We start from the raw sequence: 14,258 nt of genomic DNA, 5'->3' as shown, positions 1-14,258 counted from the left end.
TTCGGGGGACGCCTCCCGATAGGGTCGGAGCCTCGTAGCGGAGCCCATGGCCTGCCCGGATGGTGGAATGCAGACACGGCGAGCTTAAACCTCGCTGCCCCTCGCGGGCGTACCGGTTCAAGTCCGGTTCCGGGCACCTCCCGCGCCCTCTCGGGGGCGGCGCCGGTTCAGCCTTCGTAGACGGTCAGGACCGCGCCGTCGACCTCGATGCGGCGGCCCGCGCGCATTCCGTTGCGGCGCAGGGCGCGCAGGCACTCCTCGAAGAGCGTGAGCTCGCCGGCGTCCAGGATGGCGGCGGCCAGGTCGAGCAGTTCGCTCACCGACGCGTCGGTGAGCACCTCGGGGAGTTCCCCCGACAGCAGGACGACGGACTCGCCGTCGGGTCCCCGGACCACGGCTGTCGCCGGTCCGCCGTGCACGAACAACACATGTCCCCCTGAGAGCCCGTGGTCGTGCGGCTCTCGCGTCCCGGGCAGGACGAGACACTAGTCCTGGATCTTGACGCTTTCGTGCGGAGTTGGATTCTTTTTCCGAGTTGACGGAAGAACGTCCGAGGGGTGACCGATGGCGGTCACTTGTCCTGGGCGGGTCCGGCGGAGCGGTCCAGCAGGGACTCGACGAGCGCGGTGACATGGCGGCGGTCGTCGGCCGACAGCTTCTGGACGCTCGCGATGAGGAGCGCGACCTCGGGGTCGGAGGCGGCGCCGTCCGGGCCGGCCTGCGGCGAGGTGTCGTACACGTGGATGCCGCAGGCCTCGGCGGCGGCCCGGCGCACCGTCTCCAGCGGCAGTTCCAGCCCCTTGGCCAGGCCTTCCAGCGTCGAGGTCTGCGGCATGCGGACCACGCGCTCGGTGGTGGCCAGGTGGTGGACGGTGGAGCGGGGGACGGAGCCGCGGCGCGCCACGTCGCCGTAGGACCAGCCCTTGCGGTCGAGGTGCTCACGGATCAACTGCTGCAGTGCGTTGGCCACTGAGTCACTTCCTGCTCGCCGCCTGCGGATTCCGCCATGTCCCGGCCGATTCTACGGTCGGGTCGGCGATCGGCCGAGTGGGTGATTTTCGGAAGGGGTTGCGCGGGGGGTTCGCCAGGGCCTAGTGTCCAATCTCGTTGGACAGCTCGTCCGACCAGATTGGACGGAGTCCGGGGGGAACCTGACCCGTCCCGATCGGAAATGTCTATCCCTGAGGGGGAAAAGATCATGATGGACGCCCATGAGCTCGAGGCCGAGTCCGCGGAGCTGCTGCCGGGTCGCGAGGCCCTGGGCCGCCTGAAGTTCGGCTTCGGCAAGACGGTCAACGTGACCAAGCACGTCGCCAACATCAGCGCCCACAACGAGTCCGCCGCGCTGAACGACCACTCCTCGTGGTCGGTGGCCGACTCCGGCGCCGCCCAGACCATCAGCGTCACCCAGTAGCACCGCCCCCACACCCGAACTCTGAAGCACACCGCACGAAAGGACATCCGTCATGAGCATGGACATGAACGAGCTGGAGAACGAGTCCGCCGAGCTGCTGCCGGGCCGTGAGGCCCTCGGGCGCCTGAAGTTCAGCTTCGGCAAGACGGTCAACGTCACCAAGCACGTCGCCAACATCGACGCGTCCAACCAGTCCGCCGCGCTGAACGACCACTCGGCCTGGTCGTCCGCCCAGTCGTCGGCCGCGCAGACGATCAGCGTCACCCAGTAGTTCCCGGGAGCGCCACCGCCGTCGCCCCGGCGGTGGCGCTCGCGTCATGGGGGGGAACTGCATGCGGGATCCGGGGGGAGACCACATATGACGGTGCTCGGAGACGGGACCGCCGCGCTGTACGACACGGGCCCGGTGCCCGGACCCGGCGGCTGGCCGGTGACCTACGAGCAGGTGGCGACGGGCAGCCTGCCGGTGGTCGACCCGGCCTCGCCGGTCCCGAGGCTGAGCGCGGGACTGCGGCTGCACGGCGAGTACCAGGGGTCGGGCTTCACCGAGCCCAAGTACATCGCCCGTCGGGGGGACGGGCAGGTCGTCCAGCTGTCCAGGCTGCTGTACCTGGTGGCGTCGTCGGTCGACGGCGTCCGCGATGCCGAGGCCATCGCCCACCGGGTCAGCGCCCGCTTCGGCCGCGAGGTCAGCGGGGAGAACATCCGCTTCCTCGTCGAGAAGAAGCTGGAACCGCTGGGGGTGACGGTCCCGGAGGGCCAGGAGGACGACGAGGTCGACGCCCCGCGCTCCGACCTGCTCCTCGCCCTCAAGGGCCACCGGGTCATCTTCGACGAGAAGCGGACGGCGAAGATCGCGCGTTCGCTGGCGTGGCTGCACCGGCCGGCCGTGGTCGCGCTGGTGCTGGGCTCGGCCATCGCCATGGACGTCTGGCTGTTCGGGTTCTTCGGGGCGATCGAGCCCGTCCTGGAGGTGCTCGACCAGCCGGTCCTGATCCTCGTGGTCTTCGTGCTCACCGTGGCCTCCCTCGTCTTCCACGAGTTCGGCCACGCCTCCGCGTGCAGATACGGCGGAGCCCGTCCCGGCTGCATCGGGTGCGGGCTCTTCCTCATCTGGCCCTCGATGTACACCGACGTCACCGACGTCTACCGGATCGGACGGGGCGGCCGGCTCCGCACCGACCTGGGCGGCGTCTACTTCAACGTCGTCTTCATGCTGGCCATGGCCGGCGCCTACTTCGCCACCGGGGCCCAGTTCTTCCTGGCCACGGTGTACCTCGGGCACTTCGAGATCATGGAACAGCTGATGCCGGCCGTACGGCTGGACGGCTACTACATCCTCGGTGACCTGGCCGGAGTCCCGGACCTGTACGGCAAGATCAAGCCGATCCTGCTCGCGCTGGTGCCGGGAGCCAAGGGCGGCAAGGCCCGCGAGGAGGTCGCCGGGCTGAAGAAGTCGGCGCGCGCCATCGTCGCCACCTGGGTGCTGACGATGGTCCCGCTGATCATCGGCGAACTCGGCTACGCGCTGTGGAACCTGCCCCGGATCCTCACCACGATGACCCGCTCGCTGACCGAGCAACTCCTCGGCACCGGCTCGGCGTTCGTGGACGGGAAGATCGTCGAGGGTCTGGTCGGGACGATCGGCAGCGTGATGCTGCTCTGCCCGATGGCCGGTGTCGTCTACCTGTCCGTGAAGATCGGCGGGCGGATCATCCGGGCCGCGAAACGCACCACCGCGGGCCGGCCCCGGCTCCGGCTGGCGATCTGCGCCCTCGCCCTCGCCGGGCTCACCGGGCTCAGCTATGCCTGGATGTCCGGGGTGACCCCGAAGCCGCTGCCCAAGCAGCCGCCGATCGCACCGATCCTCCAGCCGGGGGTGCCGACCGAGGAACCGCCGCCACGGCGGGCCTCGACCCCGGACGAGCCGGAGGACTCCGGTGCTCCGTCGGACACCGTGTCCGGCCGGCCGGCCCCCTCGGCCGGGGCGGACGCGGGGCCCTCGGCCCAGCAGACCTCGCGGGGCGCCTCCGCCTCGGCGTCGCCGTCCGCGTCGGTGCCCGGTGGGTCCGGCCAGGGGCCCACCAAGTCGCCGGCGCCGGCCACCGGAGGGACGGCCACCGCGCCGACGCCCTCGCCGTCCGAGAGCGTCCCGGCGTCCCTGACGCCCACCCCCTCGGAGAGCGTCCCGGTGTCCCCGACGCCCAGCCCGTCCTCGCCGCCGGTCAGCGACTCGCCGAGCCCGGCCCCGGCCACGTCCTGACGCGCGGCACCGGGCCGCCGTACCGGGTTCGCCGGCCGCGCGCCGCCGTACCGGGTTCGCCGGCCCCACGGTCACCGCACCACTCACCGCTTACCGCAGGAGCAATCCATGAGCAGTCACCGAAAACCACGCACCACCGCAGGTCCGCTCACCCGGCGGGCCGTCCGGATCGGCCTGTTCGCCGCCGGGGTCGCCGGGGCGGCCACCGCCGTACCGGCCCAGGCGGCCACCGCCGCGCCGCACGCCGCGTTCGCCTCCGACCATGTCTTCAGCCACGCCGACCGGGGCCACCACACCCAGGCCAGGGACTCCTTCACGGTCCGTCAGTTCGGCACGGTGAACGCGGCCACCGCACGCAACCAGGCCAACGCCGTCGGGGCCGGCTGCTCGGCGGACGACCACTGCCGGTCGGTCGCGCTGTCCTTCCAGATCGTCACGATCGCCGGGGAGCGCACCCACCTGAACGCGGTGAACCTCAGTGACGCCGCCAACAAGGAGTGCACCGGCTGCCAGACCCTGGCCGGCGCCTACCAGTTCGTGGTCTCCACCCCGAATGCGCTGCGCTTCGACGACGCCACCCGCGGCAAGCTGGACGACATCCACCGCCGGCTCGACGCGCTGACCCGCTCCACCCTGCCCGCCGCCGACCTGCGCACGCGGGCCGACGGACTGGCCGCCGAGGTCACCGCCGTCCTCCACGACGCGGTCGCGAACGCCCCCAAGGGCGACCCGAAGACCGACGTCACCCTGCACCGCCACCTGGACGGCTGGCCGGGCCACTGACCCCGCCCCGCCGTCCCGTTTCCGGCCGCCCGGCCCACGACCGCCTCCAGCGGGCCGGGCGGCCGGGCGCGTCCATTGACAGGGAGTACGACCCGGCGGAGACTCGGGGGAACACGGTGAAGGAAATTTCACCAGACGAACCACACGGCAAGAGCGGGGCGACGGCGCCCCCTCCGCGGAAGGGAACGACCGATGCGCACCACCGTCGGCATCATCGGAGCCGGACCCGCCGGGCTCCTCCTCGCGCGGCTGCTGCACAACGCGGGCATCGACTCGGTCGTCCTGGAGAGCCGCGACCGCTCCTACGTCGAGCACCGCCAGCGCGCCGGGATCCTGGAGCAGGGCACGGTGGACGTGCTGCGCGCGGCCGGCGCCGGGGAGCGCATGGACCGCGAGGGCCTGCGCCACGACGGCATCGAGCTGCGCTTCGCCGGACAGCGCCACCGCGTCGACTTCCCCGGCCTCACCGGCGGCCGGTCCGTGACGGTCTACGCCCAGACCGAGGTCTGCAAGGACCTCATCGCCCTCCAGCTCAAGGAGGGCGGCCCGCTGCTCTTCGAGGCGGAGGCGCTGGCGGTGGAGGACGCCGAGAGCGACCGGCCGCGGATCCGGTTTCGCCACGAGGGTCGCGAGGACGTCCTGGAGTGCGACTACGTCGTCGGCTGCGACGGCTTCTGGGGAGTGGCCCGCACCGCGTTCCCCGAGTCCCTCTCCCGGGTCTTCGAGCGCACGTACCCCTACGCCTGGCTGGGCATCCTCGCCGATGTCGCCCCCTCCCACGACGAACTGGTCTACGCCCGCCACGAGCGCGGCTTCGCCCTTCTGTCCATGCGCTCCCCGTCCGTCTCCCGCCTCTACCTCCAGGTCCCGGCCGGCACGGAGGCCGAGGACTGGACCGACGACGCGATCTGGGACGAGCTGGAGCGGCGCTTCGAGACCGACGACGACTGGCGCCTGGAGCGCGGCCCGATCACCCAGAAGTCGGTCACCCCCATGCGGTCCTACGTCCACGAGCCCATGCGGCACGGCCGGGTCCTCCTCGCCGGCGACGCCGCCCACATCGTGCCGCCGACCGGCGCCAAGGGCCTGAACCTGGCGGTCGGCGACGTGGTCACCCTCGCCCGCGCCCTGGCCCACGAGAAGGGAACCGGATCCCCCGAACTCCTTGAGTCGTACTCGGCGACCTGCCTGCGCCGGGTGTGGCAGGCCGAGCGGTTCTCGTACGACATGACGACCCTGCTCCACCCCGGCCCCGACGACACCCCCTTCGACGCCCGGCTCCAGCTGGCCCGGCTCGGCCGGATCGCCTCCTCCCGGGCCGCCGAGACCGATCTCGCGGAGGCGTACACGGGCTTTCCGCTGCAATGAAGTTGGAATGAAGCCCTCCATGGCCGGGAATCAGGGCTCCGCGTAGCGTGTTGCGCAGCACGGTGAGGGAAAGATCCTCCGCAGGTAGCAGGGTCATCCTTTTGCCAATCCATTACTCTTGACGCCAAGGCCACGCAGAGTGGCCATGGAGGAGTGAAATGAGGAGCAGCAACCCGGTCTTCTCGCGACGGGGGTTCAGCCGCGACAACGGCTACGCGGGCTTCAACACCGCGCCGCAGGCCGGGTACGCACAGGGCAACCCGTACGCGCAGAACCCGTACGCGAACAACCCCTACGCCCAGCAGGACGTCCAGCAGGGCGCCCCGCCGCAGGCCCCGGCCGCCACCGGCCGGATGACCATGGACGACGTCATCACGCGCTCCGCGATGACGCTCGGCACGGTCGCCGTCGGCGCGGTCCTAGCCTGGGCCCTGCTGCCGGTCTCCAGCACCAGCTACGGCCTGGCCATCGGCTCCGCGATCGTCGCGTTCGTCCTGGCCATGATCCAGAGCTTCAAGCGCACCCCGGTGCCCGCGCTGATCCTGGGATACGCCGCCTTCGAGGGCGTCTTCCTCGGCGTCATCAGCGAGATGTACAACACCCAGTGGAGCGGCGCCCCGTTCCAGGCGGTGCTCGGCACCATGGCGGTCTCGGGTGCGACCCTGCTGGTCTACCGGGCCGGCTGGATCCGGGTCACCGCCCGCTACGCCCGCATCGGCATGGCCATCGCCATCGCCTTCGTGGTGGTCATGGCGGTCAACCTGCTGCTGGTCGCGTTCGGCGTCGCCGAGGACGGCGGTCTGCGCAGCTTCGGTCCGCTCGGTGCGATCGTCGGCATCATCGCGATCCTGCTCGGCGCGTTCTTCCTGACCCTCGACTTCAAGCAGATCGAGGACGGCATCGCCTACGGCGCCCCGAAGAACGAGGCCTGGCTGGCCGCGTTCGGCCTCACCATGACGCTGGTGTGGATCTACGTCGAGATGCTGCGCCTGGTGGCGATCTTCAGCAGCAACGACTAGCCGCGCGAGACGAGCCGAAAAGGGCCCCGGGGTCGTCACCCCGGGGCCCCTTCGCCGTCTGTGTGCGTGCGCGCCTAGAGAAGTTTGCGCGCGGCCCTCCTCAGGTCGTACTCGTGGATCAACGCCTTCGCGTGGCCGTACGCGAGGTTGTGTTCGTGGCGGAGCCAGCTGACCTTCTCCTCGAAACGGAAGAGGGACGGGCCTTCGTCGACGGTACGCAGCCAGTCGGACACTTCACGACCGGTGCAGTGGGGGATGCGGGCGAGCATGTTGCGATGGGTCTCCTCGGAGAAGACTTGGGACATCGGCGCCTCCGGTGCGCAAAGGGGGTTGTAGCCGGTCCTTCACGTCACGGTGCCTGAGTGTTGGCGTGTTGGCAACAGTCCTGACAGGACAGCCGACGGCACGCGTTACGCTCACGCCGTGGTTGATACGACGCCTCTCACCCGTGCCGTGGAGCACTTCGCCGACAAGTTGCGGGCGGCCCCGCAGAGCCGCCTGCAGCGGGGCGCCGCCGCGGAAGCGCTGGCACTGGCCCGGCAGTTGGCCGACTGGGCGCGGACCGTCGAGGAACCGGACTCCGCCGCGCGCGAGATGCCGGACGCGGGGATGTTCGCGGTCGCCGACCAGATCACCGTGGCCGGGAACGACCTGGCGGTGGTGCTGGAGAGCGAGGCCGAGGTCGGGGACGCGGTGCGCCTGGTGGAGGAGGCGCAGAAGAGGGCGGGGGTGTGAGGGACCCGACGAAGCACCGAGGCGCCCCGACGCATCACAGGGACGCTATGACCCGGTCCGCCAGGATGTACACGTTCTCTTCCCCGCAGGCGAACGTCAGTGTGTACGCGCCCGAGATCCCGGACCCGCCCAGCAGGAACGGCGTCTCACCGGCGCCGAGGGCGGCAGCCAGCCGCTCCGCCGTCTCCCGGTGCCCCGGCGTCATGCACAGGGTCGTGCCGTCGGCGAAGACATAGACGTCCAGCGTGCCCAGCGGGCCGGGCCGCACGTCGGAGAGCTCGACCTGGGACTCGGCCAGCTGCTCCAGCGTCGCGACCGTCCGCTCATGGTCGTTCACGACCGGCGACTGCACCGGTACGAAGTCCGGGTGGGACGGGTGCCGACGGCGGGCCGCGGACAGTTCCGGGGACTCCCCGGCGAACTCGTCGGCCTCCGTCGCCGGCTCGGCGACCGGCTCCAGGCCCACGAAATCGCTCTGCCGGGGCAGGAACAGCTCACTGTCCGTCAGACCCAGCAGCGACGGCGCGTCGGAGACGTCACGCGCCTCCTGCGCGGCCCAGAAGGCGCGTGCCTCGGCCAGCTCCCGCTCCCGCTCCTCGGCCAGCGCCTCCGCCACGGCGGCGCGTATCTCCTCCGTGTCGGCGTGGCTGCGGGCGGCGGGCAGCAGGGCCCGCATCGTCGCGGCCTGGTTCTGGGCAAGCTGGGTGTGCAGCTCGGCGACCTGACGGCGCAGCTTCAGAACGGTGCGCAGGACAGCGACGCCCACGGCGCCCGTGGCGGCCGTGGTGAGCAGCAAGGCGATCGGCATGGCGCTCACTGACGTACTCCCGGTTCAAAGTCGACCCCCGACTTCCTACATCAGCTTGAAGGGTGGACTATCCAGCTGTCAGTGCGTAACGTCACGAAACGGACAGGACTTTGGTCCTCGGGTTTACCCGGACAGTGGCGCTGACCTGCGGAGATATCCCCGCAGAGGGAGATAGGTCACATCCTGAGGGAGATTGGATCACAAATCGGCCCGGTGTTCGGGGTTTTCTCGAACACCGGGCCGTGGTGTCACGTTGGGTTCCGTGACGGTCACTCAGGGGGGTCGTTCGGGTCGTGAAGGCCGGTCAGCTGAGGCGCTCGATGACCATCGCCATGCCCTGGCCGCCGCCCACGCACATCGTCTCCAGGCCGAACTGCTTGTCGTGGAACTGGAGGGAGTTGATGAGCGTGCCGGTGATGCGGGCGCCGGTCATGCCGAAGGGGTGGCCGACGGCGATGGCGCCGCCGTTCACGTTCAGCTTCTCCAGCGGGATGTTCAGGTCCCGGTAGGAGGGGATCACCTGCGCGGCGAACGCCTCGTTGATCTCGACCAGGTCGATGTCGTCGATGGTCAGGCCGGCCCGCTGCAGCGCCTGCTTGCTCGCCTCCACCGGGCCGAGGCCCATGATCTCGGGGGAGAGGCCGGTGACGCCGGTGGACACGATGCGGGCGAGCGGGGTGAGGCCGAGCTCGCGGGCCTTGGTGTCGCTCATGATGACGACCGCGGCGGCGCCGTCGTTCAGCGGGCAGCAGTTGCCGGCCGTGACCAGGCCGTCGGGGCGGAACACCGGCTTCAGACCGGCCACGCCCTCCAGGGTGACTCCGGCGCGCGGACCGTCGTCCTTGCTGACGACCGTGCCGTCGGGGAGGGTCACCGGGGTGATCTCGCGCTCCCAGAAGCCGTTCTTGATGGCTTCCTCGGCGAGGTTCTGGGAGCGGACGCCGAACTCGTCCATGTCCTGGCGGGTGACGCCCTTGATCCGGGCCAGGTTCTCCGCGGTCTGGCCCATCGCGATGTACGGGTCGGGGAGCAGGCCGTCCTCGCGCGGGTCGTGCCAGGTCGAGCCCTCGGACGCGGCGGTGGCGGCGGTACGGGCCTGGGCCTCGTCGAAGAGCGGGTTCGTGGTGCCCGGGAGGCCGTCCGAGCTGCCCTTGGCGTAGCGGGAGACCATCTCGACACCGGCCGAGATGAAGACGTCGCCCTCGCCGGCCTTGATGGCGTGCAGCGCCATCCGGCTGGTCTGCAGGGACGAGGAACAGTAGCGGGTGATCGTGGTGCCGGGCAGGAAGTCCATGCCCATCTGCACGGCGACGATCCGGCCGAGGTTGTAGCCCTGCTCGCCGCCGGGGAGGCCGCAGCCGAGCATCAGGTCGTCGATGTCCCTGGGGTCCAGCTCGGGGACCTTGGCGAGGGCGGCCTGGATGATCGTCGCGGTGAGGTCGTCGGGGCGCAGGTCCTTCAGAGAGCCCTTGACGGCGCGGCCGATCGGGGAACGTGCGGTCGAGACGATGACGGCTTCGGGCATCTCGCGGCTCCATTGGCGTGCGTACGGACTGGCAGGGGTGTTTGGGAAGTTACCCGTACGTATGTCATCGGTCACGGGTGTCGGGGTGTGACACTGGCCGCACTTTCTAAGCGCTTGCTTTTCGCCTGCGGGCCGGTGGGGGCTGGTCGCGCCCACGCGGCGGAGCCGCACATCAGTACAGTCCCGCGCCCCTTGCGGGGCGCCTCAGCCGGCGCATCTCCCACTGGCTCCCTAGTCGGTGGTACCCGCCCTCGGCCTCGCCTCCTCGGAAGCCTGGTCGGACGGGAGCGCCTCCACGTGCTGGCGCCGGCGGCGTTTCAGGAGGGCCCAGGGGCCGCGCGGGCCCGTCGGCATCGCTGCCGTGACCTCGGTGCCGGCCTCGGCCGCGGCCTCCGCTGCCGCACGGGCGACCGGGAGGAAGCCCTCGCGGCGGGTGACGTCGGGGCGCTCCTCGTCCGCCGGCCAGAGGCCGAGGGCCGCGCAGACCGTGGGGAGGATGGCCATCGCCGCCGTGGCGTAGCCCTCCGCCGAGGGGTGGTAGTTGTCGGGGCCGAAGAGCTCACGGGGGTTCGCCGCGAACTCGGGGCCCAGCAGGTCGCCCAGCGACACCGTGCGGCCGCCCTGCTCCACCGTGCCGATGGTCTGGGCCGCCGCCAGCTGCCGGGAGGCCCGCCGGGCCAGCCAGCGCAGCGGCTGCCGTACCGGCTCGATCGTGCCCAGGTCGGGGCAGGTGCCGACGACGACCTCCGCGCCCGCCGTGCGCAGCCGTCGTACCGCCGCCGAGAGGTGGCGCACGGAACGGGTCGGCGGCATCCGGCGGGTGACGTCGTTGGCGCCGATCATGATCACGCAGACGTCGGGGACCGGTGAGGCGGTGCCCAGGACGAGCGCCACCTGGCGGTCCAGGTCGTCGGACTGGGCGCCGGGCTGGGCCACGTTGCTGAAGTCGACCGGGCGTTCGGCCACGGCCGCGAGGCCGGACGCCAGCAGCGCACCGGGCGTCTGGGCGCCCCGGTGCACGCCCTGCCCCGCCGCCGTGGAGTCGCCGAGCATCGTCAGCCGCAGGGGAGGCTCATCGCTGTCGTACGCGTCGCCGTAGCGGCCGTCGGCGGCCGGTACCCGTCCGCCGCTGTTGCCGTTGCCCACCGCTGTCCTGGCCATCCGCACCTCGGCCAGCACCACCCCGACCGCGGCCGCACCGACCAGCCCGATCCCGCCGCCGCCGTACGCCGCCCCGGCCGCGATCCGCCGGGCCACCCGCGCCCTCGACATGTTCGTCATGCGTCGCCGCCACCTCCTCGTTGCCGCTCATCCACTCCTTGCCCCGTACAGCCCGTGCGTCAATCTCAACGGGGAGTGAACCTCCGGAGCGGGGCCTTAGGCTGGCCACACCACTAGGACCACACCTTTTGCAAGCAACCGGAGACAACGGTGCGATTCCACGACTCGATGATCAGCCTCGTCGGCAACACCCCGCTGGTGAGACTCAACAGCGTCACCCAGGGCATCCAGGCCACCGTGCTCGCCAAGGTCGAGTACTTCAACCCGGGCGGTTCCGTGAAGGACCGCATCGCGCTGCGGATGATCGAGGCTGCGGAGAAGAGCGGGGAGCTGCAGCCCGGCGGCACGATCGTCGAGCCGACCAGCGGGAACACCGGTGTGGGGCTGGCGATCGTGGCCCAGCAGAAGGGGTACAAGTGCATCTTCGTGTGCCCCGACAAGGTGAGCACCGACAAGATCAACGTGCTGCGCGCGTACGGCGCCGAGGTCGTGGTCTGCCCGACGGCCGTGGACCCGGAGCACCCTGACTCGTACTACAACGTCTCCGACCGGCTGGTCCGGGAGACCCCGGGCGCCTGGAAGCCGGACCAGTACTCCAACCCGAACAACCCCCTTTCGCACTATCACTCGACCGGCCCCGAGCTGTGGGAGCAGACGGCGGGGAAGATCACCCATTTCGTGGCGGGCGTCGGCACCGGCGGCACCATCTCCGGTACCGGCCGCTACCTGAAGGACGCCAGCGACGGCCGCGTCCAGGTGGTCGGCGCCGACCCGGAGGGCTCCGTGTACTCCGGCGGGTCCGGGCGGCCGTACCTCGTCGAGGGCGTGGGGGAGGACTTCTGGCCGACCGCCTATGACCGGACCGTCGCCGACGAGATCGTCGCCGTGTCGGACAAGGACTCCTTCCAGATGACCCGGCGGCTGGCCAAGGAGGAGGGGCTGCTGGTCGGCGGCTCCTGCGGGATGGCCGTCGTGGCCGCGCTGCGGGTGGCGGAGCGGCTCGGCCCGGACGACGTGGTCGTCGTACTCCTCCCGGACAGCGGCCGTGGTTACCTCAGCAAGATCTTCAACGACGAGTGGATGGCCGACTACGGCTTCCTGGAGGACGAGGGCCCGAGCGCCCGCGTCGGCGACGTGCTCAGCGACAAGGCCGGAGCCACCATCCCCTCCCTCGTCCACATGCACCCGGACGAGACCGTCGGACAGGCCATCGAGGTGCTGCGCGAGTACGGCGTCTCGCAGATGCCCGTGGTGAAGCCGGGCGCCGGCCACCCGGACGTGATGGCCGCCGAGGTCGTCGGCTCGGTCGTCGAACGCGAGCTGCTGGACGCGCTGTTCAACAAGCGGGCCTCGCTGGAGGACCCGCTGGAGAAGCACATGTGCGCGCCGCTGCCCCAGGTCGGCTCCGGCGAGCCGGTCGCGGACCTGATGACGGTGCTGGGCGCGGCCGACGCGGCGATCGTCCTCGTCGAGGGCAAGCCGACCGGCGTGGTCAGCCGGCAGGACCTGCTGGCGTTTCTCGCCAAGGGCGGCAAGCAGTAGCGAACGTGCGGTGAACTGGCCGTGACGCCGGGGAACTTACGGTTTCCTGTCCGGGTGGTGGACTTCGCGGAAGTGGTACGAGCGTGTCACGTCCGCGCAGCACACGCTTAACACGGGTCCGGCAGATTAGTGGGTGTCGGCAGGGCGGGAGCGGCTCCCCGCCCCGGCCGGCACCGAACGTCCAAGGACCTCCGGAGCGGCTCCCGGACCTCCATGGACGCCCGGACGCGCAAGCCCGGCCCTGACCCGGCTCGCGTCCCTCGCGGGGACCGCCGTCGTCCCGCCCCCCGGTAACGGGGGTGCGGCGGTCCCCGCGCATTACTTTTCCGGCCTCGACCCGTGTGTCCGGGCTCAGTCCTCGCGGTCGCCCCGGCGGAACAGGTCGGGGTTGAGGCGGACCGCCTGGGCCGCGTTGACCCCGACGATGCCGACCCAGGTGGCGATCAGGCCCGTCATGCCCGCGAAGGCACCGCCGATCGCCGACAGCGGGATCGCCAGCACCAGCGAGACGATCCCGAAGCCGAACCGCTCGCCCCAGGAGTCGCTGCCCTTCGGCCGCCGCGCACCCCGGGCCACCTGCATCTGCTGCTCGGCCAGGCCACGGCGCAGCCGCCGCTCCACCGCGCCGTCGATGCGCTGGTCGAGCTTCTCCAGGAAGGAGTCGGCCAGCTCCGACTCGTACTCCTGCCCCAGTTCCCTGCGGGCGTGCAGGGTGGCGGCGAGGTCCTTCTGCAGGTCGGTGTCACGCGCGTCCGTCATGCCGCCCACGGTAGAGAGCGGGGGCGCCCGCCGCACTGGGGTAATCCCCCGCGTTCGTGCGGGGGGCCGCCCTCACGGCAGCAGCGACACCAGCCCGCTGTCCAGGTCGAACCGTGCCGCGACCACCGAGGCCGCCGCGAACGCGGGGTCCGCCCGGATCGCGTCCCGCACCCACGCGGTGTGGGCCCGCATGGTGTGCTCGGCCCAGTCGCCGGGCAGCGCCCTGGTGCGGCGGGCGGCCGGGGCGATCTCGGCGACGAGGAGTTCCAGATGGCCCGGGACGGGTGTGCCGGAGCGGAGATGGTCCAGGGTGGCGGCGACGGCGCCGCAGCGTTCGTGACCGAGGACCAGGACCAGCGGGACGCGCAGCTCCGCCACGCCGTACTGGATCGAGCCGAGCACGGCCTCGTCCAGCACCTGCCCGGCCGTCCTTATGCACAGCAGGTCGCCGAGGCCCTGGTCGAAGACCAACTCGGGCACGACCCGGCTGTCGATGCAGCCGAGGACCACCGCAAACGGGTGCTGTCCGGCGGCCAGCCGGCGGCGGTGGCCTGCGATGTCGCGCGGGCGGCGGGGCCGGCCGGCCGCGTACCGCCGGTTGCCGGCGAGGAGTTCGTCCAGCGCGGCGGCGGCCGTCGCGGGTGCGGTGCCGGCCGCCGCCGGGGCGGAGACGGTGGCCAGGAGGCCGACGGCGGTGGCGGTGGCGGTGGCGGTGGCGGTCAGAAAGGCCCTGCGGTTCGAGGCCATGACGCTTCCTCAGG

Annotated in this window: 16 protein-coding genes and 1 tRNA gene; 9 read left to right on the top strand and 8 right to left on the bottom strand. The window is 71.3% G+C overall.

Annotation, left to right across the window (positions count from 1 at the left end):
* Positions 1-53: 53 nt before the first annotated feature.
* Positions 54-136 (top strand) — tRNA-Leu (locus ACFZDK_RS36825).
* A gap of 31 nt (positions 137-167) precedes the next feature.
* On the opposite strand, the gene ACFZDK_RS36820 is transcribed toward ACFZDK_RS36825, so the two are convergent.
* Both ACFZDK_RS36820 and ACFZDK_RS36815 read right to left on the bottom strand, forming a co-directional pair.
* Entirely contained in the window at positions 168-428 is a 261-nt protein-coding gene (locus tag ACFZDK_RS36820) for a hypothetical protein (RefSeq protein WP_359212922.1), read from the bottom strand.
* Positions 429-571: 143 nt separating this feature from the next.
* On the bottom strand, positions 572-970 hold the full coding sequence (locus ACFZDK_RS36815; protein WP_390978883.1) for a transcriptional regulator: 399 nt from the start codon (positions 968-970) through the stop codon (positions 572-574).
* 228 nt (positions 971-1,198) lie between these two features.
* On the opposite strand from ACFZDK_RS36815, the gene ACFZDK_RS36810 reads away from it, so the two are divergent.
* The 6 genes from ACFZDK_RS36810 (at position 1,199) to ACFZDK_RS36785 (ending at position 6,847) form a co-directional block, all read left to right on the top strand.
* Complete coding sequence (locus tag ACFZDK_RS36810) at positions 1,199-1,414, top strand: hypothetical protein (RefSeq protein ID WP_207921928.1); 216 nt, start codon at positions 1,199-1,201, stop codon at positions 1,412-1,414.
* 52 nt (positions 1,415-1,466) lie between these two features.
* Complete coding sequence (locus tag ACFZDK_RS36805) at positions 1,467-1,685, top strand: hypothetical protein (protein WP_355716335.1); 219 nt, start codon at positions 1,467-1,469, stop codon at positions 1,683-1,685.
* A gap of 87 nt (positions 1,686-1,772) precedes the next feature.
* Positions 1,773-3,677: a hypothetical protein gene (locus tag ACFZDK_RS36800; protein ID WP_390978880.1), complete on the top strand. Its 1,905-nt coding sequence runs from the start codon at positions 1,773-1,775 to the stop codon at positions 3,675-3,677.
* A gap of 108 nt (positions 3,678-3,785) precedes the next feature.
* Positions 3,786-4,460, top strand: a complete 675-nt coding sequence (locus tag ACFZDK_RS36795) for a hypothetical protein (protein ID WP_390978878.1) — start codon at positions 3,786-3,788, stop codon at positions 4,458-4,460.
* A gap of 192 nt (positions 4,461-4,652) precedes the next feature.
* Positions 4,653-5,828, top strand: coding sequence for a 4-hydroxybenzoate 3-monooxygenase (locus tag ACFZDK_RS36790; RefSeq protein WP_390978876.1), 1,176 nt, complete (start codon positions 4,653-4,655; stop codon positions 5,826-5,828).
* Between the two features lie 158 nt (positions 5,829-5,986).
* The gene (locus ACFZDK_RS36785; RefSeq protein WP_390978873.1) at positions 5,987-6,847 is read left to right on the top strand and encodes a Bax inhibitor-1/YccA family protein; all 861 of its coding nucleotides are present in this window, start codon (positions 5,987-5,989) and stop codon (positions 6,845-6,847) included.
* 74 nt (positions 6,848-6,921) lie between these two features.
* Here ACFZDK_RS36785 and ACFZDK_RS36780 read toward each other — a convergent pair whose 3' ends face one another.
* The gene (locus ACFZDK_RS36780) at positions 6,922-7,152 is read right to left on the bottom strand and encodes a DUF4287 domain-containing protein (RefSeq protein WP_355716349.1); all 231 of its coding nucleotides are present in this window, start codon (positions 7,150-7,152) and stop codon (positions 6,922-6,924) included.
* Between the two features lie 118 nt (positions 7,153-7,270).
* On the opposite strand from ACFZDK_RS36780, the gene ACFZDK_RS36775 reads away from it, so the two are divergent.
* Positions 7,271-7,582: a hypothetical protein gene (locus ACFZDK_RS36775; RefSeq protein WP_390978871.1), complete on the top strand. Its 312-nt coding sequence runs from the start codon at positions 7,271-7,273 to the stop codon at positions 7,580-7,582.
* Between the two features lie 34 nt (positions 7,583-7,616).
* Here the strand turns inward: ACFZDK_RS36775 and ACFZDK_RS36770 are convergent, their stop codons facing one another.
* From ACFZDK_RS36770 to ACFZDK_RS36760, 3 genes are all read right to left on the bottom strand, one after another.
* On the bottom strand, positions 7,617-8,399 hold the full coding sequence (locus ACFZDK_RS36770) for a hypothetical protein (RefSeq protein ID WP_390978869.1): 783 nt from the start codon (positions 8,397-8,399) through the stop codon (positions 7,617-7,619).
* Positions 8,400-8,694: 295 nt separating this feature from the next.
* Complete coding sequence (locus tag ACFZDK_RS36765; protein WP_390978867.1) at positions 8,695-9,915, bottom strand: acetyl-CoA C-acetyltransferase; 1,221 nt, start codon at positions 9,913-9,915, stop codon at positions 8,695-8,697.
* A 231-nt stretch (positions 9,916-10,146) separates the two neighbouring features.
* Positions 10,147-11,196: a GDSL-type esterase/lipase family protein gene (locus tag ACFZDK_RS36760; protein ID WP_390978865.1), complete on the bottom strand. Its 1,050-nt coding sequence runs from the start codon at positions 11,194-11,196 to the stop codon at positions 10,147-10,149.
* Positions 11,197-11,346: 150 nt separating this feature from the next.
* Here ACFZDK_RS36760 and ACFZDK_RS36755 point away from each other — a divergent pair, with 150 nt between their 5' ends.
* Positions 11,347-12,738 (top strand): cystathionine beta-synthase, encoded by a 1,392-nt coding sequence (locus ACFZDK_RS36755; protein ID WP_390978863.1) that lies wholly within the window; start codon positions 11,347-11,349, stop codon positions 12,736-12,738.
* A 351-nt stretch (positions 12,739-13,089) separates the two neighbouring features.
* Here ACFZDK_RS36755 and ACFZDK_RS36750 read toward each other — a convergent pair whose 3' ends face one another.
* Positions 13,090-13,497 carry a hypothetical protein gene (locus ACFZDK_RS36750; protein ID WP_390978861.1) on the bottom strand — a complete coding sequence of 136 codons (408 nt, stop codon included), beginning with the start codon at positions 13,495-13,497 and terminating at the stop codon, positions 13,090-13,092.
* A 72-nt stretch (positions 13,498-13,569) separates the two neighbouring features.
* A complete protein-coding gene (locus tag ACFZDK_RS36745) occupies positions 13,570-14,244 on the bottom strand; it encodes a carbonic anhydrase (RefSeq protein ID WP_390978859.1) in 675 nt (224 codons plus the stop codon).
* Positions 14,245-14,258 lie beyond the last annotated feature (14 nt).

Origin of the sequence: Streptomyces sp. NPDC007901, from assembly GCF_042959465.1 — a bacterium.
GTDB lineage: Bacteria > Actinomycetota > Actinomycetes > Streptomycetales > Streptomycetaceae > Streptomyces.
The sequence above is the reverse complement of the archived record's forward strand: the minus strand, read 5'-3'. Positions and strand labels throughout refer to the sequence as shown.

What these genes read in the sequence shown, in the direction of transcription:
- ACFZDK_RS36810 (WP_207921928.1), top strand. Translation starts at nt 1,199, where the DNA reads ATGATGGACGCCCATGAGCTCGAGGCCGAGTCCGCGGAGCTGCTGCCG.
- ACFZDK_RS36805 (WP_355716335.1), top strand. Translation starts at nt 1,467, where the DNA reads ATGAGCATGGACATGAACGAGCTGGAGAACGAGTCCGCCGAGCTGCTG.
- ACFZDK_RS36800 (WP_390978880.1), top strand. Translation starts at nt 1,773, where the DNA reads ATGACGGTGCTCGGAGACGGGACCGCCGCGCTGTACGACACGGGCCCG.
- ACFZDK_RS36795 (WP_390978878.1), top strand. Translation starts at nt 3,786, where the DNA reads ATGAGCAGTCACCGAAAACCACGCACCACCGCAGGTCCGCTCACCCGG.
- ACFZDK_RS36790 (WP_390978876.1), top strand. Translation starts at nt 4,653, where the DNA reads ATGCGCACCACCGTCGGCATCATCGGAGCCGGACCCGCCGGGCTCCTC.
- ACFZDK_RS36785 (WP_390978873.1), top strand. Translation starts at nt 5,987, where the DNA reads ATGAGGAGCAGCAACCCGGTCTTCTCGCGACGGGGGTTCAGCCGCGAC.
- ACFZDK_RS36780 (WP_355716349.1), bottom strand. Translation starts at nt 7,152, where the DNA reads ATGTCCCAAGTCTTCTCCGAGGAGACCCATCGCAACATGCTCGCCCGC.
- ACFZDK_RS36765 (WP_390978867.1), bottom strand. Translation starts at nt 9,915, where the DNA reads ATGCCCGAAGCCGTCATCGTCTCGACCGCACGTTCCCCGATCGGCCGC.
- ACFZDK_RS36760 (WP_390978865.1), bottom strand. Translation starts at nt 11,196, where the DNA reads ATGACGAACATGTCGAGGGCGCGGGTGGCCCGGCGGATCGCGGCCGGG.
- ACFZDK_RS36750 (WP_390978861.1), bottom strand. Translation starts at nt 13,497, where the DNA reads ATGACGGACGCGCGTGACACCGACCTGCAGAAGGACCTCGCCGCCACC.
- ACFZDK_RS36745 (WP_390978859.1), bottom strand. Translation starts at nt 14,244, where the DNA reads ATGGCCTCGAACCGCAGGGCCTTTCTGACCGCCACCGCCACCGCCACC.